Below are 18,826 nucleotides of genomic sequence, written 5' to 3' on the forward strand. Positions count from 1 at the left end.
CGCCCCCAAGCTGCCCGCCGTGCCCAACTCCACCGCTCCCCCTCCTCCGCTGCCGCCGCGCCCGCCGCGCGGCACCTTGCAACTGCCGGCCGTGCGGCCCGTCGCGCTGACGGCGCCGCTGCACTGGCTGGCGCTGGGCGGGCGCGACCTGTGGCGCTGCGGCGCACCGAGCCTGCTGCACGGGCTGCTGCTGGCGCTGTTCGGCGCGCTGCTGCTGCTCGTCGCGCGCGAGCGCTTCTGGCTGCTGGCCGGCGCCTTCTCGGGTTTTCTGGTGGTCGCGCCGGTGCTGGCCACCAGCCTGTACGCGCTGTCGCGCGCGCTGGAGCGCGGCGAGCCGGCCGACTGGCGCACCATCGCCAAGACCTGGACGCGCTGGCAGTATTCGCGCTTTGCCGTGCACGGCGGCTACTGGAGCCTGGTGCGCTTTGGCGTGCTGCTGTCGCTGGCCGGCACCGGCTGGGTGCTGACCTCGGCCGCCCTCATCACGTTGCTGGCGCCGCAGCCGGTGCACACGCCACTGGACTTCGTGCACCACGTGGTGCTGGCGCCCGGCGGCCACCTGTTCGAGCTGTGGCTGACCTTGGGCGCGCTGATGGCGGCGCCGCTGTTCGCCTCCAGCGTGATCGCCATGCCCCTGCTGCTGGACCGCCGCGTCGACGTGCTGCAGGCGGTGCTGACCAGCTGGCAGACGGTGCTGAGCAACCCCGGCGCCATGGCGCTGTGGGCCGCCCTCATCATGGGCCTGACCCTGCTGGGCATGGCCACCGCGCTGCTGGGCCTGATCGTGGTGCTGCCCTGGCTGGGCCACGCCAGCTGGCACGCCTACCGCGCGCTGGTGGACGCCAGCACGCTGCCGGAACGCCAGCCACCGGAGGGGGTGCGCTGACATGTTCGGCTTCAGCGAGGAGCAGATTGCCTGGTTCGGCCTCACCTTCGGCGTCGGCGCGTTCATGGCCTACATGCTGTTCATCATCGGTCACCTGGCCTGGGAGTCGAAGGCCGGCAAGTTCGGCACCTTCGTGCTGTTCCTGGCGCTGGCCTTCGGCATGGTGGGCTTCGTCGCCAAGCTCATCATCGAGTGGGTGCTGGAGCACTGAGGTGCGGCCGACCCCCTCACCTCGCGTTATCCCCTATGGCTGCGCGGCGCGTGCCTTTGCACGATGCGTGGCTTGAGCGCTTTGCTTCAACCACGAGAGGGACGCCATGAAACTGCTTCAACTGTCTGCCATCGCCGCGGCCGCGGCCCTGCTGGTCGCCTGCGGCGGCTCGGACGAGCCGGCCGGCCCCAGGCGCGGCGAGCTGCTGGACCCGGCGCGCGTGGTGGCCGATTTGACGCCCGATCAGATCGACGCCGCCACGGCGGCCAGCGGCCTGCAGGCGCTGACCGGCAAGGCCACCTGCGGCGTGAAGATCCTGGCACTCAACTACGCCACCATCGGCGCCAAGGGCGAGCCGGGCGCCAATTCGTCGGGCGCGCTGATGGTGCCCACCGGCCCGCTGGGCTCGACCTGCGCCACCGCCGCCACGCCGCTGCTGGCCTACGCCCACGGCACCGTGGTGTCCAAGCCGATCACCATGGCCGACCCGAACAACGCCGAGACCCTGCTGCTGGCCGCCTTCTACGCGGCGCAGGGCTATTCGGTGGTGGCCAGCGACTACCTGGGCTACGCGCAGTCCACCTACGCCTACCACCCCTACCTGCACGCCGACTCCGAGGCCAGCGCCGTCATCGACTCGATCCGCGCGGCGCGCAACGCGGCGGGTGCCGTCGGCGTCGCCTTCTCGGGCAAGGTGATGGTCAGCGGCTACTCGCAGGGCGGGCATTCGTCGATGGCCACGCAGCGCACCGCCGAGGCCGCCAACGCCGGCGAGATCAACCTGGTGGCCGGCGCCCACCTGGCCGGCCCCTACAACCTGGCCGGCGCCATGAAGGTGCCCGACGCCATCGCCGGCTACCAGTTCTTCGTGCCCTTCATCATCACCTCGTGGCAAAAGGTGTACGGCAACGTCTACGACAAGCCCGAGGACGCGTTCAAGGCGCCCTACGTCACCGGCATCGAGAACCTGCTGCCCAGCCCCACCTACACCTACACCACCCTGGTCACCTCGGGCAAGCTGCCCGGCGGCACGCCCAACCAGGCGCGCGACGCGCTGATGCAGCCGGCCTTCCTGCAGATGATGCAGACCAACGACAAGGCCGGCATCAGCGTGGACGCGCAAAAGAACACCCTGTTCAACTGGAAGCCCAAGGCCCCGACGCTGCTGTGCGGCGGCGCCGGCGACCCCACGGTGCCGCCGGCGGTGCACCAGCTGCCGATGTTCGCCAACTTCCAGGCCAACGGGGTCAAGAACGTCGGTTCGGTCGACGTCGACGCTCAAATCCAGGCCGTGTTCGGCCCCGGCGGCAAGGCGCCCACCGACCCCGCCTCGCCCGAGTTCGCCGCCTACTACGGCGCCTACCACGGCACCTACGAGCCGCCGTTCTGCATGGCGGCGGCGCGGCAGTTCTTCAATCAGGTGCGCTGACGCAAACAATGCGTTGACAACGCCGGGCGGTGGTGCGCCAAGGCGGAGCCGGCCGCAGGCCGGTGGGGGACATGAACGGAGCCGGGTGCCCCGACGGCCTGATCCCGCTCCGCCGCCAGCTCAGCGATTCACATCGACCACCACGCGCCCGCGCACGCGGCCGGCCAGCAGCTCGGCGGCCGTGCCGGCGGCGTGCGCCAGGCCGATGGTTTGCGTGTTGCTGGCCAGCACCTCAGCCGGCAGCTCTTGCGCCAGGCGGCGCCAGGCTTCCACGCGGCGCGCGTGGGGCGCCATCACGCTGTCCACCCCCGCCAGCGTGACGCCGCGCAGGATGAAGGGCGCCACGCTGGCCGGCAAGTCCATGCCTTGGGCCAGGCCGCAGGCGGCCACCACGCCGCCGTAGCGGAGGCTGGCGCAGACGTTGGCCAGGGTGTGGCTGCCCACGGCGTCCACCGCCGCGGCCCAGCGCTCCTTCTGCAGCGGCTTGCCGGGCCCGCTGAGCGTGGCGCGGTCGATGAGCTCGCTGGCGCCCAGCGCCTTCAGGTGCTCGGATTCATGAAGGCGGCCGGTGCTGGCATGCACCGTGAAGCCCTGCCGCGCCAGCAGGGCAATGGCGATCGAGCCCACGCCGCCGTTGGCGCCGGTCACCAGCACCGGGCCCTGCTGCGGCGTCACGCCGTGCCGCTGCAGGGCCATCACGCACAGCATGGCGGTGTAGCCGGCGGTGCCGATGGCCATGGCCTGCGCCGCCGTCAGGCCGGCCGGCAGCGGCACCAGCCAGTCGGCCTTGACACGCGCCTGCTGCGCCAGGCCGCCCCAGTGCGACTCGCCCACGCCCCAGCCGTTGAGCAGCACGGCGTCGCCCTGGCGGTAGCGCAGGTCGCTGGACTCCAGCACCGTGCCGGCGAAGTCGATGCCCGGCACCATGGGGTAGCTGCGCACCACCGGCGCCTTGCCGGTGATGGCCAGCGCGTCCTTGTAGTTGAGGGTGGATGCCGCCACCTGCACCCGCACCTCGCCGGCCGGCAGCGCGGCTTCCTCGAGATCGGTGATGGCGCAGTGCAGCGCGCCGCCGTCGGGCTTGGTCAGCAACAGGGCTTTGAACACGTGGGGACTCCTCATGAAACGGGTTGACCGACAATCCAAGGGCAACGCGGCGCGCGCCGGCGTCGCCCCTGCCAGCCCCGATCATCCCATGCCCCGCACCCTCAAGAGCAAGGACTTCGCCGGCGACGCCCCCGAGGTGGCGCGCCGTCTGATCGGTGCCACCCTGCTGGTCGACGGCGTGGGCGGCGTGATCGTCGAGACCGAGGCCTACGACATGAGCGATGCCGCCGCGCACACGCACCGCGGCCCCACCGAGCGCAACCGTGCCATGTTCGGCCCGCCGGGCCACGCCTACGTGTACTTCAACTACGGCCTGCACTGGTGCCTGAACTTCGTCTGCCGCGAGGAAGGCCATGGCGCCGGCGTGCTGATCCGCGCGCTGCAGCCCACGCAGGGGCTGGCGCAGATGCGCGCGCGCCGCGGCCTGGAGGACGAACGCCTGCTGTGCGCCGGCCCCGGCCGCGTGGGCCAGGCGCTGGGCATCGACAAGGCCTTCTACGGCCTGCCGCTGGACCGCCCGCCCTTCGTGGTGCATGCGCCCGATCCGGCGCAGCCCGTCGCGGTGGTGGCCGGTCCGCGCATCGGCATCAGCAAGGCGCAGGCCCTGCCCTGGCGCTTCGGCCTGGCCGGCTCACGCTACGTCAGCCGGAAGTTTTAAGGGCAACGCTGAACAAGCCCCTCGCGCGTCGCGCATCCCTGCTTTGGGCGGTCTGCGGCGTTGCAAATCCTCGCCATAGCCCCGCTATGGCTGCGGTTTGCGTCTTGCAGCCCATCCCAAATCAGGGCGCGCGCCATCGCGGGTACTTATTCAGCGTTGCCCGAGGGCAACGCCACGACGCGGCGCTCCAGCAGCGAGCCCAGCCCGATCACCGCGAAGCCCAGGGGCACGCCGAACACGCCGGCCGAAATGGGGTGGATGCCCCACCACAGCCCACCGGGCGGCAGGCCCCACCAGGCGCGCAGGCCCGGGTGGGTCCACAGCATGTAGCCCGTGGTGACGCCGGCGCCCGCCAGCATGCCCCAGGTGGCGGCGCGCGTGCCGGCGCGGCGCCAGAACAGGCCCGTCACCAGACCCGGGAAAAAGGTGGCGGCGGCCAGCGAGAACGACACCGTCACCAGCGACAGGATTTCGGCCGGCTTGAGCACCGCCACGAAGGTGGCCACCATGGCGGCGGCCAGCAGCGCGAACTTGGACAGGATGACGCGGTTTTCGGACACCACCACCACCTTGTCGCGGATCGGCGAGGTGTCGTGCACCAGCGCGTTGCTGATGGTCAGCAGCAGCCCGTCGGCGGTGGACAGCGCGGCCGCCAGCCCGCCCGCGGCCACCAGGCCCGACACCACGTACGGCAGGCCGCCCAGCTCGGGCGTGGCCAGCATGATCATGTTGGCGCCCAGGCGGATTTCGCCGAACTGCAGCACGCCGTCGCCGTTGACGTCCTGCACCGAGATCAGCCCCGGATCGACGCGCGCCCACTGGGCGATCCAGGCCGGCAGCTCGCCGAACTGGCTGCCCACCAGGTGCTCCATCACCTCGTACTTGACCAGCACCGCCAGCGCCGGCGTGCCCAGGTACAGCAGCGCGATGAACAGCAGCGACCAGGCCACCGAGCGGCGCGTGTCGGCCACGCTGCGCGTGGTGTAGAAGCGCGTCAGCAGATGCGGCAGGCTGGCCGTGCCCACCATCAGGCAGAACATCAGCGCCAGGAAGTTCAGGCGCGAGACGTCGAAGGCGGCGCGCTGCGCCGGCGTGCCCTCGGGGTCGCCGGCGAAGGCCTGGCCCTGGCGCGGCAGGCCGCCCAGCGGCTGGGCGCGCTCCTGCGCCTCCTGCATGGCGCGCGTCCAGGCCTCGCGCGCGGCCTCGGCGTCGTGCGGCAGCGCCGTCAGTTCGCGCCGCACCTGCATCAGCTGCGACAGCTCGGCGCCCTGCTCCTTGAGCGCGCGCAGCCGCGCGTCCAGCCGGGTGCGCTCGCGCGCCAGCGCGGCGGCCGGGTCCTGCAGGCGCTGGGCCAGCTCCTGCGCACGCGCGGCGAACACCGCGCGCACCTGCTGCTCGGCCGGCGACGCGATCAGCGCGTCCTCCAGCTCGGCGATCTTGGGCAGCTGCGCGCCGTAGGCCAGCGGCGCCACGGGCGTGCCCAGCTGCTTGTAGGCCAGCCAGGACACCGGAATCAAGAACGCCAGCAGCAGCACCACGTACTGCACCGTCTGCGTCCAGGTGATGGCGCGCATGCCGCCCAGAAACGAGCACAGCAGCACGCCGCCCAGGCCGAGCAGGATGCCGATCTCGAACTGCACGCCCGTCAGGCGCGAGGCGATCAGGCCGATGCCGTAGATCTGCGCCACCACGTACATGAACGAGCAGGCCACCGCGCCCAGCACCGCCACCCGGCGCGGCCCGGCGCCGAAGCGCGCGGCGAAGAAATCGGGCACGGTGTACAGCTCCATCGCCCGCAGGCGCGGCGCGATCAGCAGGCCCACCAGGCAAAAGCCGCCCGTCCAGCCCAGCACGTAGGCCAGGCCGCCCGGCTGCGCGGCGGTGCCCGACACGCCCTGCAGATACAGCGCGCCCGACAGGCTGATGAAGGAGGCCGCGCTCATCCAGTCGGCCGCCGTCGCCATGCCGTTGTACATGGCGGGGATGCGCCGGCCGGCGACGTAGAACTCCTGCGGGTCGGTGGTGCGCGCGTAGATGCCGATGCCGGCGTAGGCCATCACCGACAAGAACAGGAAGATCGGCCCGATCCAGTCGCGCGACAGGCCCGCGCGCTCGGCCCAGGCCATCAGCGCCAGAAAGGCCAGGAAACCCACGATGAAGACCGCCATCAGGCGGTGGTGGCGCGCATCGCCCGCCGCGGCCGGATCAGGGCTGCGGCGGCTCATGCGTCTCCTCGTCGTCGGCCTCGGGGTGGCGGTTCATCCAGAAGGCGTAACTGGCCACCACGGCGATGAACAGCAGCACGCTGCCCTGCGCCATCCACCAGTAGTTGAGCGGCCAGCCGGCCACCACCTGCGTCAGATCGCGCGCGAAAAAGGCCACGCCGAAGGACGCCACCGCCCACAGCGCCAGCAGCAGGGCGCGCCAGCGCGCCGCCCGCGCGGGCTTGGACGGCGGGGCGGGCAGCGGGGCCATGGCGCGGGTGACGGCGGGGCGGCTACTGCGCCAGCAAGGTCCAGGTGTCGATCACGCTGTCGGGGTTGAGCGAGATCGAGGCGATGCCCTCGTCCGCCAGCCAGCGCGCGAAGTCCGGGTGGTCGCTGGGGCCCTGGCCGCAGATGCCGACATACTTTCCCTCGGCCTTGCAGGCGGCGATGGCGCGCGCCAGCATGGCCTTGACGGCCGGGTCGCGCTCGTCGAAGTCGTGCGCCAGCAGCTCCATGCCGCTGTCGCGGTCCAGCCCGAGCGTGAGCTGGGTCAGGTCGTTGGAGCCGATCGAGAAGCCGTCGAAGAACTGCAGGAACTGCTCGGCCAGGATGGCGTTGCTGGGCAGCTCGCACATCATCACCACCTTCAGGTCGTTGTCGCCGCGCTGGAGGCCCTGCTCGGCCAGCAGCTTGACCACGCGCTCGGCCTGGCCCAGCGTGCGCACGAAGGGCACCATCACCTGCACGTTGGTCAGGCCCATCTCGTCGCGCACGCGCTTGAGGGCCTCGCACTCCATCGCGAAGGCTTCGCGGAAGTCGTCGCTGATGTAGCGCGCCGCGCCGCGGAAGCCCAGCATGGGGTTTTCTTCCTCGGGCTCGTAGCGGCTGCCGCCGATCAGCTTGCGGTATTCGTTGCTCTTGAAGTCCGACAGGCGCACGATCACCGGCTTGGGCCAGAAGGCCGCGGCGATGGTGGCCACGCCCTCGGCCACCTTGTCGACGTAGAAGGCGCGCGGGCTGGCATGGCCGCGCGCCACGCTCTCGACCGCCTTCTTCAGGTCGGCGTCGACCTGCGGGTAGTCGAGGATGGCCTTGGGGTGCACGCCGATGTTGTTGTTGATGATGAACTCCAGCCGCGCCAGCCCCACGCCTTCGTTGGGCAGCTGCGCGAAGTCGAAGGCCAGCTGCGGGTTGCCGACGTTCATCATGATCTTGGTGGCGATCGGCGGCATGGCGCCGCGCTGCACCTCGGTCACCTCGGTTTCCAGCAGGCCGTCGTAGATGTGACCGGTGTCGCCCTCGGCGCAGCTCACCGTCACCAGGGTGCCGTCGGCCAGGGTCTCGGTGGCGTTGCCGCAGCCCACCACGGCCGGGATGCCCAGCTCGCGCGCGATGATGGCCGCGTGGCAGGTACGCCCGCCACGGTTGGTGACGATGGCGCTGGCGCGCTTCATCACCGGCTCCCAGTTGGGGTCGGTCATGTCGGTGACCAGCACGTCGCCGGGCTGCACCTGGTCCATCTCGGCCGTGCTGTGCACGATGCGCACCGGGCCGGTGCCGATCTTCTGGCCGATGGCGCGGCCCTCGGCGAGCACCGTCCCATGCCCCTTGAGCTTGTAGCGGTGCTCGGTCTTGCCCTGCGCCTGGCTCTTCACTGTCTCGGGGCGCGCCTGCAGGATGTAGAGCTGGCCGTCCGTGCCGTCCTTGCCCCATTCGATGTCCATCGGGCGGCCGTAGTGCTGCTCGATCACCAGCGCGTAGCGCGCCAGCTGCTGCACCTCGGCATCGCTCAGGCTGAAGCGGTTGCGCTGCTCGGTGGGCACGTCCACGGTCTTGACCAGCTTGCCGCTGGCCGCCTTTTCTTCGGCGCTGGTAAACACCATCTGGATCAGCTTGCTGCCCAGGTTGCGGCGGATCAGCGCCTGCTTGCCGGCGCGCAGCATGGGCTTGTGCACGTAGAACTCGTCGGGGTTGACAGCGCCCTGCACCACCGTCTCGCCCAGGCCGTAGCTGGCGGTGATGAACACCACGTCCTGGAAGCCGCTTTCGGTGTCGATGGTGAACATCACGCCGGCCGCGCCCAGGTCGCTGCGCACCATGCGCTGCACGCCGGCCGACAGCGCCACCACGTCGTGCGCGAAGCCCTTGTGCACGCGGTAGCTGATGGCGCGGTCGTTGTAGAGGCTGGCGAACACCTCCTTCATCTTGTGCAGCACATCCTCGATGCCGACCACGTTGAGGAAGGTCTCCTGCTGGCCGGCGAACGAGGCGTCGGGCAGATCCTCGGCCGTGGCCGAGCTGCGCACGGCAAAACTGGCCTGCGCATTGCCCGCCAACAGCGCGGCAAAGGCGGCGCGCACGGCCTGGTCCAGCTCGGCCGGGAAGGGTTGGCTCTCGACCCAGCCGCGGATTTCGGCACCCGCCTCGGCCAGCGCGCGCACGTCGTCCACGTCCAGCGCGGCCAGGCGCGCGCTGATGCGCTCGTGCAGGCCCCGATGCTTGAGAAACTCGCGAAACGCGTGCGCTGTGGTGGCAAAGCCCGTGGGCACGCGCACCCCCTGGGGCAGCTGCGAGATCATCTCGCCGAGGCTGGCGTTCTTGCCGCCGACCGCCTCGACATCGGTCATCCTCAGGTTTTCAAACGGTACGACCAGGGCGGTCGCCTCGAAAAGTGCAGACATGGGAAAGCTCCGGAGTTTGAAAATCGGCGTGCGCAGCAAGGGGCGCGCAGCGAAGCACCGCCGGCCGGCCGCGCGCGCGGCCCGGCGGCGGGGCGCGGGCCAAGGGGGCGCGAGGGGCGGGTTCGCATAATGGGCGCCATTCTAGAGAAAAGGGCGCCGGCCGACCCGGCCGCCCGCAGCCCCAGGCACGCCATGACCCATCGCACCGTTTTCTTTGTCTCCGACGGCACCGGCATCACGGCCGAAACCTTCGGCAACGCCATCCTGGCGCAGTTCGAGATCACGCCGCGCCACGTGCGCCTGCCCTTCACCGACACGCCCGACAAGGCGCACCAGGTGGTGCGCCAGATCAACCACGTGCACGACGTGGAAGGCCGCCGCCCGATCGTCTTCACCACCCTGGTCGACCCGCAGATGCTGGCCATCCTGCGCGAGGGCTGCAAGGGCATGCTGCTGGACATGTTCGGCACCTTCGTGCAGCCGATCGAGGCCGAGCTGGGCCTGAAAAGCCTGCACCGGGTGGGGCGCTTTTCGGACATCAGCCGCAACCAGGCCTATCACGACCGCATCGAGGCCATCAACTTCAGCCTGCAGCACGACGACGGCCAGAGCCACCGCGACCTGGCCGGCGCCGACGTGATCCTGGTGGGCGTCAGCCGCAGCGGCAAGACGCCGACCAGCCTGTACCTGGCCATGCAGTTCGGCCTGAAGGCGGCCAACTACCCGCTGATCCCGGAGGACTTCGAGCGCCAGCAACTGCCCTCGGCGCTGGCGCCCTGGCGCAAGAAGATCTTCGGCCTGACCATCGCCCCCGAGCGCCTGGCCGAAATCCGCGCCGAGCGGCGCCCCAACTCGCGCTACGCCGCGCTGGACAACTGCCGCATGGAGGTGGCCGAGGCCGAGGCCATGATGCGCCGCGCCGGCATCCGCTGGCTGTCGACCACCACCAAGTCGATCGAGGAGATCGCCACCACCATCCTGCAGGACGTGCGGCCCGAGCGACTCAACTACTGACCATCCGCGGTTGTCGTAACAACTATCAATTTAGTAGCTGTCCGCGCTTTTCAGACGCGGGTTACAGCCACATTTTATTCACAATCATGACAAGCCCAGCGCCGCCACGCCAGCGCGCGCCACCTGGGCGTCCTCGGGCGACTTGACACCGCTCACGCCCACCGCGCCCACGCACTGGCCGTCCACCAGGATGGGCACGCCGCCTTCCATCAGGCCGTCCATGCCGGGCACCGACAGGAAGGCCGTGCGCCCGCCGTTGATCATGTCCTCGTAGCCCTTGCTCTCCCGCCGTCCCAGCGCCGCGCTGCGCGCCTTGGCGGGCGCCACCAGCGCGCTCATGGGCGCGGCGCCGTCCAGGCGGCTCAGGTGCAGCAGATGGCCGCCGTCGTCGACGATGGCGATCGTCACCCGCCAGTGGTTCTTCAGCGCCTCGGCCTCGGCGGCTTGGGCGATGGCCTTGATCTCGGCCGATTCCAGGACTGCTTTCGATTTCATGGTCGTTTCACGGTGTCGTGCCCCGCGCTGCCGCACCCACCGCGGGACGACGGTATGCAAGGCGGGGCATGTGAAGCATAACCCCAGCCATCGTTCGGGGCGCCAAACGGGCAAAAATGGCAAGCCACGCCCTTGAAAAGGGAATTTTTGCGATCATCTACAGTCTACGTACAATGTCCCCGACAGGCCGCCACGGTGGCTGCCGCCCGACGACAGCAAGGAGATGGACACCATGACCGACCGCTTTTCCCCCTCCCCCCATGTGCTCGGCGCCCCCGGCGCCGGCTCCCTGCAGACGCAGCGCAACAAGGTGCTGCGCAATACCTACTGGCTGCTGGCGCTCAGCCTGATCCCCACCGTGCTGGGCGCCTGGCTGGGCGTGGCCACCGGCATCACCGCCGGCCTGGGCGGCGGCATGGGCCTGGTGGTGTTCCTGGGCGGCGCCTTCGGCTTCATGTACGCGATCGAGAAGACCAAGAACTCGGCTGCCGGCGTGCCCGTGCTGCTGGCTTTCACCTTCTTCATGGGCCTGATGCTCTCGCGCATGATCGCCATGGTGCTGGGCTTCAAGAACGGCCACGAACTGGTGATGACCGCGATGGCCGGCACGGCCGGCGTGTTCTTCGTCATGGCCAGCCTGTCCACCTTCATCAAGCGCGACCTGTCGGGCATGGGCAAGTGGCTGTTCGTCGGCGCCCTGATCATCATCGTCGGCGCCATCATCAACGTGTTCGTCGGCTCCACCGCCGGCATGCTGGTCATCAGCACTCTGTGCGTGGGCGTGTTCAGCCTGTACATGCTGTATGACCTCAAGCGCATCATCGACGGCGGCGAGACCAACTACATCAGCGCCACCCTGGCCCTGTACCTGGACCTGTTCAACGTCTTCCAGGGCCTGCTGGCCCTGCTGGGACTGGGCGGCAGCAGCGACTGAAGCGCGCTCTTCCTCTCACCCGCAAGCCCCGCCCGCGCGGGGCTTTTTCATGGCCGCCGCCGCTCGGGCCGAAGGCAAACGCAAGCTATAATCAACGGCTTGACGCGGTGGCTGTAGCTCAGTTGGTAGAGTCCCAGATTGTGATTCTGGTCGTCGTGGGTTCGAGTCCCATCAGCCACCCCAGACATTGATGCAAAGCCCGCTATCTTCGCGATAGCGGGCTTTTTCTTTGGCCGCGGTGCACATGCAGCACGACGAGCCGCTGGTCCGACCGTAGCCAATTCGAGACATCGTCTCCGCTGGCCCCAATCGTTGCCTTTTGGTGTGAATCTGGCGGGCCGTTTGGGCGCATGTTCTTGCACAAAAGACCCTTAAGTTCTAACTACAAATTCGATAGCGAGCGGTCTGTCGACAAAACCGTGAAATCTTGCACAGTTTACAAATTGACGGGTATGGCCCAGCCCTGATACCTTCTCACCACAACAAGTTTGGCCCTGCAAAGGGGAGGTGATCAAGATGAATCGATCCAAGCGGCGCGGCGCCTTGCCGCGCTGGCCCATTGCAGGGGCATGCCTGCTGTTCGCCACCGCCGTGGCACATGCGGATTATGTGGTGCCGGCGGGCGCCAGTTCCGGGCTCGCCGGCGGCTCGATGGACCTCGCGTGCACCGACGTCATCGTCGACGGCGCGTTCGACCTGCAGGGCGGCACGCTCACCAACGTGCGACACGTGCAGATCGGTGCCGCCGGCAGCCTGACACTGAGCAGCGGCTCGATCAGCCTGGCCGGCAACTGGAGCAACGGCGGCACGCTGAATGCAGGTACCGGCACCGTCAGCATCGTCGACAACGCGGCCTGCGCCGCCAGTTCGGTCGTCAGCGGCAACAACAGCTTCTATGCGCTCGGCATCACCAGCACCACCGGCAAGCTGGTGCAGTTCGCCGCCGGCAGCGTGCAGACCGTGCAGTCGACCCTGACGCTGACCGGTGCTGCCGGCACCCCGCTGCGCGTTGAATCCACCACGCCGGGCAGCGTGAGCGCCGACATCAACCTGCCGACCGGCGGCACGCAGAACCTGGCCAACCTGGCGGTGCGCGGCATGAGCGCCAGCGGCCAGTGGTTGGCGGCCGGCCAGACCAATCAGGGCGCAGGCCCGGTCAGCCGCTGGTTCGGCTCGCCCACCCCACCAGGGCCGGGCGGTGTCGCTCCCATTCCCACCACCTCGCAATGGACGCTGCTGCTGATGAGCCTGGCCCTGGCCGGTCTGGCTGCAGCCACGCGCCGCAACAAGTCTTGAATCAGAACATACAGGAAGGCCCTTCATCATGACGCACCGTTACCCTCTCCACGCGCTGGCAACCGCCGCCGGCGTCGCCCTGGCCACCATCGCCATGCCCGCCCTGGCGGCGGACGTGACCATCACCCCGCCCGCCGGTGGCGGCGTGGTGGTGAATGGTCCGGTCACCATGCCCGGCGTGCCAGGCAGCGCCCAACAGACCGCCAACGTGGTCTGCATGGCCGCCGGTGGCGCGCTGGGGCCGTGCCCGTCGACGTACGGGGCGACCGGGCCGACCGGAGCCATCGGCGCGACGGGGGCCACTGGCCCAACCGGAGCCACGGGCGCAACGGGAGTGACTGGACCGACCGGGGCCACCGGTGCAACGGGCGTAACCGGGCCAACCGGCGCCGGCGCAACGGGAGCGACCGGACCAACCGGGGCCACCGGCGCAATGGGGGCGACCGGGCCGACTGGAACTGCCGGGGCAACGGGAGCAACCGGCTTCATCGGTGCAACAGGCAGTCAAGGACTGACTGGTCCTCAAGGGATTCCTGGCCCCCAAGGGGTTCAGGGCCCAACCGGAGCTCAAGGTATTCCGGGTCTTGCCGGCGCGACAGGCACCACAGGCGCAACCGGTGCCACAGGCGCAACCGGTGCCACTGGCTCGGCCGGGTTCTCGGTCGCTATTGCCGGCGGAGGGACGGGCAGTCAATCGCGAGACGCCACGACGCGGTATTACAAGTTGCAGGGCACTTCAGCTTCAACTACGACGTCCACCAACAACCAGAACACAATCGGCGTCGCTGGCGTTCTGAGCAATTTCACGGCAACGACATCGAGCAATCTCCCCGGCGGCACGTCCTCTGCGACCGTGACCGTGCGCAACAACAATACAGACACGTCGATCACCTGCACGATTGGTGCTGGTGCGGACTCTTGCACCGCCGCAGGATCGGTCAGTTTTGTGGCCGGCGACAAAATCAACGTGTCGGTGTCATACGGCGGTAGTGGTGGTGGTGGCGGTACAAGCCGCACTTTCAGTTGGACTGGCTACTATGGCAACGTCCCCGCGTTGCCGACGATCATCAACTGATTCAAGGCAAGACATTCACCAGGGCGCTGCGGCGCCCTTTTTTGTGCGCGCACAGTGGCCAGTGGCTGGCTCACGGGTCATAAAACCCCGCATTGGCCCGCACCCTTGCCCGCACCTCGTCCGGCAGGGCGTCGATCCGCTCCATCAGGCGCCGCATGGCGGCGTGGCCAGCGGTCTTCAACTCGGGCGAGCGGGCGTAGAAGCCACTGACCGCCAGTTCATCGAGCGCGCGCCAGTCGTACACCGCGGGCTCGACAAACAGGCGATCGGCCGGGCGCGGCATGGCGGCGGCCCACTGGGCGACAAAGGCGGCCTGGGCATGCTGCTGGCGCTCGCGGTGCCAGCGGGCCAGTTCAACCAGCGGCTCGGCGCGCGTGGGGCGCGCCTCGAACGCCGCCAGGTAGGCGGCCTGCACCTCGGCGGGCGGGCCTTGCAGGCGATCGAGCAGCACGGCCGCCTGATACAGCGCGTGCCAGGCCTCCTCGTCCCAACCGCCCATGCCGGCGCGGCGCAAATAAACTTGGCGCGCCTCGTCCAAACGGCCCGCATCGCGCAGGCTCTGCGCCAGGTAATAGACGTTGCGCGCGTTGTCCGGCTGCTCGGCCAGCGCGGCCTGCAGCAGGGCGATGTCTTTCAGGTAAGTGTCGGGGTCGCGCGCACGGGCGCCATCGTGGTGCACGACGATATGCGGCTGATTCAGCGCGGCCAGCTGGTGTGCCGGCTCGCTGGCCAGGTATTCGTGCAGCACGCCTTCCCAGCGCCAAGCCAGGCGCGTGGCCACCAGCGCGCAGCGGGCGTAGACGATGCCGGCGTAGTGGCAGGGCAACTCGTACGCATCGGCATCCAGCGGCGACCAGGCAAAACCGGCAGGGGCGTCGAACCACTCGTCGGCATCGATGAACAGCAGGTAGTCGCTGCCCTCGGCACGGGCCAATTGCAGCGCCTCGCTGCGGTTGTGGCCAAAATTCTTCCACGGCCGCTCATGCAGCGTGCCGGGGGTGCCGGCCATCAGCGCGCGAATCTTGTCCTGCGTGCCGTCGGTGGAGCCGGTATCGACGATGCACCAGGCGTCGATCAGCGGGCGCGCCGAGGCCAGGCAGCGCTCGATGACGTGGGCCTCGTTCTTGACAATCATGTTCAGGCAGATGCGGGGGCGGTTCATGCCCCCGATTCTTGCAAAATCCGGGGCATGAACACCCAACAGATCGAGCGCTTTTTCGCCACCCTGCAGGCCGCCAACCGGCTGCCCGCCAGCGAGCTGGAATACACCAGCGTGTTCGAGCTGCTGGTGGCCGTGCTGCTGTCGGCGCAGGCTACGGACGTGGGGGTGAACAAGGCCACGCGGCGGCTGTTTCCGGTGGCCAACACGCCGCGGCAGATCCTCGACCTGGGACTGGAGGGGCTGGAAGGCCACATCAAGACCATCGGCCTGTACCGCAGCAAGGCGCGGCACCTGATGCAGACCTGCGCCATCCTGCTGCGCGATCACGGCGGCGAGGTGCCGCGCACGCGCGAGGCGTTGGAGCAGTTGCCCGGTGTGGGCCGCAAGACGGCCAACGTGGTGCTGAACGTGGCCTTCGGCGAGCCCACCATGGCGGTGGACACGCACATCTTTCGCGTCGCCAACCGCACCGGCCTGGCGCCGGGCAAGACGCCGCTGGCGGTGGAGCACCAGCTGCTGCAGCGCGTGCCGCCCCAGTACCTGGCGCACGCGCACCACTGGCTGATCCTGCACGGGCGCTACGTGTGCGTGGCGCGCACGCCGCGCTGCTGGCAGTGCGCGGTGGCCGATTGCTGCGACTTCGAGCCCAAGACGCCGGCGCCTTGAAGATGGATGATAAATCGGGCTCCAGCGCCCGCTGAATCTGCGCCAGCAGCTATATTTATCGAAGCATGCGGCGTGCCCCGACCCACGCGGGCTCCAGGGCGCCGCCCACTCAGCTCGAGGCCGCGGCCTCGCCCCACGGCGCCTGCCAGCCGCCGCCCAGGGCCTGGATCAAGCCCACCGCCGCCTGCTGGCGCTGCAGCTGCAGCTGCAGCTCGCTGCGGCGCGCGCCCAGGGCGTTGGCCTGCGCGGTGACCACGTCGGTGTAGGCCGACAGCCCCGCCTGGTAGCTGTTCAGGATGCGCTGCTCGGCGCCGTGCGCGGCCAGCGCGGCAGCGTGGGCATGTTCGATCTGCGTCGCCAGCGCGGCCATCGCGGTCAGCTGGCTCTCGACCTGGCCCAGGGCCGTCAGCACGCTTTGCCGGTAGCTGGCCGTGGCCGCCTGGTGCGCGGCGCGGGCCTGCTCGACCGCGGCGTCGCGCGCTCCGTTGTCGAGCAGGGTCTGCGCCAGCGCCGCGCCCAGCGACCAGGCCAGCGTGGGCGCCGAGGCCAGCGTGGCCAGGCTGCCGGCCTTGCCGCCCAGGCCGGCCGTGAGGTTGAGGCTGGGAAAGTAGGCCGCGCGCGCGGCGCCGATGTTGGCGTTGGCGGCCACCACCGCGCGCTCGCTGGACGCCACGTCGGGGCGGCGCAGCAACAGCTCGGAGGGCATGTCCAGCGGCAGCGCCGGCACCGTGGCCTGCCAGGGCGCGCGCGCCAGCGTGAACTGCGCCGGCGGCTCGCCGATCAGCAGGGCGATGGCCTGCTCGCTGGTGTCGCGGCTGGCCTGCAGCGCGGCGCGGCTGCCCAGCGCGTTCTCCAGCGTGCTTCGCGCCTGCAGCAGGTCGGTGTGCGCCGCCACGCCCGCGTCATAGCGGTTTTGCGTGATGCCGACGGCGCGCCGGTAGCCGGTGATGATCTCGTCCAGCAGCTGCAGCTCGACGTCGGCCTCGCGCACGCGAAAGTAGGCGCTGGCCAGGCTGCCCTGCGCGGCCAGGCGCGCGGCCGCCAGGTCGGCCTGGCTGGCCTGCACGCGCGCGCCCTGCGCCTGCACGCCGGCGGCCAGGCGGCCCCACAGGTCGGGCGCCCAGCTGGCCGTCAGGCCCAGGTTGGCCGCGCCGCCCGCCGGATCGCCGCTGCGCTGCGCGCCCAGCTGCGCGCCCAGTGTGGGCCCCAATTGCGACTCGGCCTGGCGCAGCAGCGCCTGCGCCTGCGCCACGTTGGCCACGGCCTGTGCCAGGTTCTGGTTGCCCACGTCGACGCGCGGCATCAGCGCATCGAGCGGCGCGTCGGCAAACAGCGCCCACCAGCGGCCCTCCTGCCAGGCCGCGGGCGCATCGGCGGTGCTGATCCAGCCGGGCGGCGGCGCGCTCTTCCAGCCGGTGGACAGCGGCGCGCTGGGCGCGTGCTCGGGCGCCGGCGCGGCGCAGGCCGCCAGCAGCAGGCCCGCGGCAAGCGCCAGGGCGAGCGGGGCAAGCGGGGCGCGAGGCGGCGGGTTGCGGGCAGCGGGCATGGTGGCGGTGAGCGAATCGACAGTGGTCATTATGGTGGCGGCGAATCGGACGGCTTGCGCGCTCGCGCGCGCCGCCCGCCCTGCGCCAAGTGCAGGCCGATCAGCCGCGCCACCAGGGTGGCGGGAAACAGCTGACCGATGACGGCCTCGAAATTGGCCAGCCCGCGCGCCAGCGGGTGCAGCGGCGTCAGGTCGCCCCAGCCGGTGGAGGTGATGGTGCTGAGGCTGAAGTAGGCCAGCTCGGCCGCGCGCTTGTCGGGCATGTCCACCGCCGACAGCGCCGACAACCCGCTGATCGCGCCGGGCTGCAGCAGCACCATCAGGTCGTAGGCGTTGGCGAACAGCGCCGCCAGATTCAGGTAGATCAGGATGGCGCCCAGCACGCGGTCGGCGCCCACCCGGCCGGGCCCGAAGACGTAGCGCGCCACCAGCACCGTCACCGTGGCGTTGAACAGCGCCACCGTCCAGGTCAGCCATTCGTGCTGGTGCACCAGCGCGTGATAGCCGTCGGCGTGACGCGCCAGTGCCGGAATGCCGACGATGCCGATCAGGCCCGCCACCAGCAGCGCGCGCACCCAGCGGTTGCGCGTGAACACCCGGATGCAGACGCCGGCAAAGGCCAGGCGGCACACGTCGGCCAGCACCAGGCCCGAGACCCGAAACGAGGACAGCGGCAGGGCGACGAACAGCGTGAGGGTCTGGGCCAGCAAGAGCAGCAGCAGGCTGCGCCAGGTAACGGCGCGCCAGGGCCGCGGCAAACGCGCCGTCGGCGCCGGGCCGACGGGCCCCGAGGGAGTGCGAAACAACATGACGAAAAGGCGGTCGGGCCCAGAGCGGTGCGGCGCACCGGCAAGGCAGAGCCGAGCATGAACACACGGATTCAACGATCCCCGTCGGGCGCGCAAAGTTTCGTAAAGCGCGTCGACGCTGGGCGCAAACGCCCCGTTGGGTCAGCGTGGGTCTGCCCTCGCAAACCCGTTTTCGACCGGAGCGCCTCATGTCCGCATTGCATCCACCCCTGGCCCGCCCCACCCTGCGCTGGGGCGCCGCCGCCCTGCTGGCCGCCAGCGCCCTGCTCGGCGGCTGCGCCGTGGTGCCGGCGCCGGTGGCAGTGGCCGACGGCGACGTCTACACCACGGTCGAGCCGCCCACGCCGCAGTACGAGGTGGTGCCGGCCGCCCCGTACGTCGGCGCGGTGTGGATCGGCGGCTACTGGAACTGGTACGGCGGGCGCCACGTGTGGGTGCCGGGCCGCTACGTGCGCCCGCGCCCCGGCTATCACTGGCAGGCGCGCTACTGGGAGCGCGGCCCGCGCGGCGGCTGGGCCTTGCACGGCGGCCACTGGGTGAGATGACAACCACCCCCAGGCTGCGCGAACTGCGTTCCGCTTCGCCTCCCCCCTGCGAGGGGGCATCGCCCGTGGTCGGGCAAAGCCCTTCCACGGCGATCGCTGGCATGG

General features: G+C 70.1%; 18 protein-coding genes and 1 tRNA gene. 11 read left to right on the top strand and 8 right to left on the bottom strand.

What is annotated here, in order from left to right; all coding sequences use genetic code 11:
• The first annotated feature begins 76 nt into the window (after window positions 1-76).
• The 3 genes from ACWHMB_RS12535 (at window position 77) to ACWHMB_RS12545 (ending at window position 2,526) form a co-directional block, all read left to right on the top strand.
• Entirely contained in the window at window positions 77-886 is an 810-nt protein-coding gene (locus tag ACWHMB_RS12535) for a DUF2189 domain-containing protein (RefSeq protein ID WP_377479141.1), read from the top strand.
• A gap of 1 nt (window position 887) precedes the next feature.
• Window positions 888-1,097, top strand: coding sequence for a DUF2788 domain-containing protein (locus ACWHMB_RS12540; protein WP_293223343.1), 210 nt, complete (start codon window positions 888-890; stop codon window positions 1,095-1,097).
• Between the two features lie 106 nt (window positions 1,098-1,203).
• Complete coding sequence (locus ACWHMB_RS12545) at window positions 1,204-2,526, top strand: lipase family protein (protein WP_377478635.1); 1,323 nt, start codon at window positions 1,204-1,206, stop codon at window positions 2,524-2,526.
• 120 nt (window positions 2,527-2,646) lie between these two features.
• Here ACWHMB_RS12545 and acuI read toward each other — a convergent pair whose 3' ends face one another.
• Window positions 2,647-3,633, bottom strand: a complete 987-nt coding sequence (acuI, locus tag ACWHMB_RS12550) for an acrylyl-CoA reductase (NADPH) (protein WP_293223347.1) — start codon at window positions 3,631-3,633, stop codon at window positions 2,647-2,649.
• 88 nt (window positions 3,634-3,721) lie between these two features.
• Between acuI and ACWHMB_RS12555 the strand changes: the two genes are divergently transcribed.
• Entirely contained in the window at window positions 3,722-4,291 is a 570-nt protein-coding gene (locus ACWHMB_RS12555; protein WP_293223349.1) for a DNA-3-methyladenine glycosylase, read from the top strand.
• A gap of 146 nt (window positions 4,292-4,437) precedes the next feature.
• Here ACWHMB_RS12555 and ACWHMB_RS12560 read toward each other — a convergent pair whose 3' ends face one another.
• Genes ACWHMB_RS12560 through ppsA form a run of 3 tightly spaced genes read right to left on the bottom strand, consistent with a single transcriptional unit; the run spans window position 4,438 to window position 9,179 of the window.
• A complete protein-coding gene (locus ACWHMB_RS12560; protein WP_447648551.1) occupies window positions 4,438-6,516 on the bottom strand; it encodes a VC_2705 family sodium/solute symporter in 2,079 nt (692 codons plus the stop codon).
• A complete protein-coding gene (locus tag ACWHMB_RS12565) occupies window positions 6,497-6,766 on the bottom strand; it encodes a DUF4212 domain-containing protein (RefSeq protein WP_293223353.1) in 270 nt (89 codons plus the stop codon). The genes ACWHMB_RS12560 and ACWHMB_RS12565 overlap by 20 nt, the downstream gene beginning before the upstream one ends.
• Before the next feature lie 22 nt (window positions 6,767-6,788).
• Window positions 6,789-9,179, bottom strand: a complete 2,391-nt coding sequence (ppsA, locus tag ACWHMB_RS12570) for a phosphoenolpyruvate synthase (RefSeq protein ID WP_447648552.1) — start codon at window positions 9,177-9,179, stop codon at window positions 6,789-6,791.
• A 192-nt stretch (window positions 9,180-9,371) separates the two neighbouring features.
• Here ppsA and ppsR point away from each other — a divergent pair, with 192 nt between their 5' ends.
• On the top strand, window positions 9,372-10,193 hold the full coding sequence (gene ppsR / locus ACWHMB_RS12575) for a posphoenolpyruvate synthetase regulatory kinase/phosphorylase PpsR (RefSeq protein ID WP_293223357.1): 822 nt from the start codon (window positions 9,372-9,374) through the stop codon (window positions 10,191-10,193).
• An 84-nt stretch (window positions 10,194-10,277) separates the two neighbouring features.
• On the opposite strand, the gene ACWHMB_RS12580 is transcribed toward ppsR, so the two are convergent.
• Window positions 10,278-10,688: a heme-binding protein gene (locus ACWHMB_RS12580; RefSeq protein WP_293223359.1), complete on the bottom strand. Its 411-nt coding sequence runs from the start codon at window positions 10,686-10,688 to the stop codon at window positions 10,278-10,280.
• A 232-nt stretch (window positions 10,689-10,920) separates the two neighbouring features.
• Between ACWHMB_RS12580 and ACWHMB_RS12585 the strand changes: the two genes are divergently transcribed.
• The 4 genes from ACWHMB_RS12585 to ACWHMB_RS12600 all read left to right on the top strand — a co-directional run bounded on the left by ACWHMB_RS12585 (window position 10,921) and on the right by ACWHMB_RS12600 (window position 13,993).
• Window positions 10,921-11,622 carry a Bax inhibitor-1 family protein gene (locus ACWHMB_RS12585; protein ID WP_377478639.1) on the top strand — a complete coding sequence of 234 codons (702 nt, stop codon included), beginning with the start codon at window positions 10,921-10,923 and terminating at the stop codon, window positions 11,620-11,622.
• A 107-nt stretch (window positions 11,623-11,729) separates the two neighbouring features.
• A tRNA-His gene (locus ACWHMB_RS12590) sits at window positions 11,730-11,805 on the top strand.
• A gap of 333 nt (window positions 11,806-12,138) precedes the next feature.
• Window positions 12,139-12,918: an IPTL-CTERM sorting domain-containing protein gene (locus tag ACWHMB_RS12595; RefSeq protein WP_293223922.1), complete on the top strand. Its 780-nt coding sequence runs from the start codon at window positions 12,139-12,141 to the stop codon at window positions 12,916-12,918.
• Between the two features lie 853 nt (window positions 12,919-13,771).
• Entirely contained in the window at window positions 13,772-13,993 is a 222-nt protein-coding gene (locus tag ACWHMB_RS12600; protein WP_377478641.1) for a hypothetical protein, read from the top strand.
• 70 nt (window positions 13,994-14,063) lie between these two features.
• On the opposite strand, the gene ACWHMB_RS12605 is transcribed toward ACWHMB_RS12600, so the two are convergent.
• Window positions 14,064-15,155, bottom strand: coding sequence for a glycosyltransferase (locus tag ACWHMB_RS12605; protein WP_377478643.1), 1,092 nt, complete (start codon window positions 15,153-15,155; stop codon window positions 14,064-14,066).
• A 27-nt stretch (window positions 15,156-15,182) separates the two neighbouring features.
• Between ACWHMB_RS12605 and nth the strand changes: the two genes are divergently transcribed.
• Complete coding sequence (gene nth, locus ACWHMB_RS12610) at window positions 15,183-15,821, top strand: endonuclease III (RefSeq protein ID WP_377478645.1); 639 nt, start codon at window positions 15,183-15,185, stop codon at window positions 15,819-15,821.
• A 109-nt stretch (window positions 15,822-15,930) separates the two neighbouring features.
• On the opposite strand, the gene ACWHMB_RS12615 is transcribed toward nth, so the two are convergent.
• Together ACWHMB_RS12615 and ACWHMB_RS12620 are read right to left on the bottom strand one after the other, a co-directional pair.
• Window positions 15,931-17,397, bottom strand: a complete 1,467-nt coding sequence (locus ACWHMB_RS12615; protein ID WP_377478647.1) for an efflux transporter outer membrane subunit — start codon at window positions 17,395-17,397, stop codon at window positions 15,931-15,933.
• Window positions 17,397-18,176, bottom strand: coding sequence for an ion channel (locus ACWHMB_RS12620; protein WP_377478649.1), 780 nt, complete (start codon window positions 18,174-18,176; stop codon window positions 17,397-17,399). The genes ACWHMB_RS12615 and ACWHMB_RS12620 overlap by 1 nt, the downstream gene beginning before the upstream one ends.
• A 188-nt stretch (window positions 18,177-18,364) precedes the next feature.
• On the opposite strand from ACWHMB_RS12620, the gene ACWHMB_RS12625 reads away from it, so the two are divergent.
• On the top strand, window positions 18,365-18,721 hold the full coding sequence (locus ACWHMB_RS12625) for a hypothetical protein (protein WP_377478651.1): 357 nt from the start codon (window positions 18,365-18,367) through the stop codon (window positions 18,719-18,721).
• Window positions 18,722-18,826 lie beyond the last annotated feature (105 nt).

This window comes from Ottowia pentelensis (genome assembly GCF_964341695.1).

What these genes read in the sequence shown, in the direction of transcription:
- ACWHMB_RS12540 (WP_293223343.1), top strand. Translation starts at nt 888, where the DNA reads ATGTTCGGCTTCAGCGAGGAGCAGATTGCCTGGTTCGGCCTCACCTTC.
- ACWHMB_RS12545 (WP_377478635.1), top strand. Translation starts at nt 1,204, where the DNA reads ATGAAACTGCTTCAACTGTCTGCCATCGCCGCGGCCGCGGCCCTGCTG.
- ACWHMB_RS12555 (WP_293223349.1), top strand. Translation starts at nt 3,722, where the DNA reads ATGCCCCGCACCCTCAAGAGCAAGGACTTCGCCGGCGACGCCCCCGAG.
- ACWHMB_RS12560 (WP_447648551.1), bottom strand. Translation starts at nt 6,516, where the DNA reads ATGAGCCGCCGCAGCCCTGATCCGGCCGCGGCGGGCGATGCGCGCCAC.
- ACWHMB_RS12565 (WP_293223353.1), bottom strand. Translation starts at nt 6,766, where the DNA reads ATGGCCCCGCTGCCCGCCCCGCCGTCCAAGCCCGCGCGGGCGGCGCGC.
- ppsA (WP_447648552.1), bottom strand. Translation starts at nt 9,179, where the DNA reads ATGTCTGCACTTTTCGAGGCGACCGCCCTGGTCGTACCGTTTGAAAAC.
- ppsR (WP_293223357.1), top strand. Translation starts at nt 9,372, where the DNA reads ATGACCCATCGCACCGTTTTCTTTGTCTCCGACGGCACCGGCATCACG.
- ACWHMB_RS12580 (WP_293223359.1), bottom strand. Translation starts at nt 10,688, where the DNA reads ATGAAATCGAAAGCAGTCCTGGAATCGGCCGAGATCAAGGCCATCGCC.
- ACWHMB_RS12585 (WP_377478639.1), top strand. Translation starts at nt 10,921, where the DNA reads ATGACCGACCGCTTTTCCCCCTCCCCCCATGTGCTCGGCGCCCCCGGC.
- ACWHMB_RS12595 (WP_293223922.1), top strand. Translation starts at nt 12,139, where the DNA reads ATGAATCGATCCAAGCGGCGCGGCGCCTTGCCGCGCTGGCCCATTGCA.
- ACWHMB_RS12605 (WP_377478643.1), bottom strand. Translation starts at nt 15,155, where the DNA reads ATGAACCGCCCCCGCATCTGCCTGAACATGATTGTCAAGAACGAGGCC.
- nth (WP_377478645.1), top strand. Translation starts at nt 15,183, where the DNA reads ATGAACACCCAACAGATCGAGCGCTTTTTCGCCACCCTGCAGGCCGCC.
- ACWHMB_RS12615 (WP_377478647.1), bottom strand. Translation starts at nt 17,397, where the DNA reads ATGACCACTGTCGATTCGCTCACCGCCACCATGCCCGCTGCCCGCAAC.
- ACWHMB_RS12620 (WP_377478649.1), bottom strand. Translation starts at nt 18,176, where the DNA reads ATGTTGTTTCGCACTCCCTCGGGGCCCGTCGGCCCGGCGCCGACGGCG.
- ACWHMB_RS12625 (WP_377478651.1), top strand. Translation starts at nt 18,365, where the DNA reads ATGTCCGCATTGCATCCACCCCTGGCCCGCCCCACCCTGCGCTGGGGC.